Origin of the sequence: Halobellus sp. Atlit-38R, from assembly GCF_003665925.1 — an archaeon.
Lineage (GTDB): Archaea > Halobacteriota > Halobacteria > Halobacteriales > Haloferacaceae > Haloquadratum > Haloquadratum inordinatus.
The window spans coordinates 1-441 of record NZ_QXIJ01000382.1 but is presented as its reverse complement, the minus strand read 5'-3'; the positions used below and the strand labels follow the sequence as shown (position 1 = coordinate 441).

Genomic DNA, 441 nt, shown 5'->3' with positions numbered 1-441 from the left:
CGGCAGAACAGTACGACATCGTCGACGAGGAATCAAGGGACTCCGAGCCAGCCGAAGCGGACCCCGTTGTCGACGGCGGTACAGCAGCCACGAGCGTCCCCGATCATCACGTTACTGTCGGGGACTCAGCCCTCGAACTAGCGCCGCCCGATGCACTTCCAGACGACGAGGAAGAGCGACGGGCCATCGAGAAGCCGACGATGACACCGGCGGGAACGATTTTGGCTCGCCCGGCACAAGACGCTGTCTCGCCGCTTGGTGTCCGGTGGTGTGGCTCCGCGTCACGGAAGCAGGACTGGATGACCTCGCTGACGCCGTTCACGGCAGAGGAAACGAACGGCGATCTCTCGTCCGTCGACGAGCCCGGCGCGGCGCTGGCGTCGCTGATCGACCATCTGATGGAGGCGACAGCGCCGACAGCGTTCCAAGTCGTCTTCCAAC

Annotated in this window: 1 pseudogene; it reads left to right on the top strand. The window is 64.6% G+C overall.

What is annotated here, in order from left to right:
* Window positions 1-441 (top strand): annotated as a pseudogene (locus tag D3D02_RS19960) (ATP-binding protein); the annotation flags it as partial.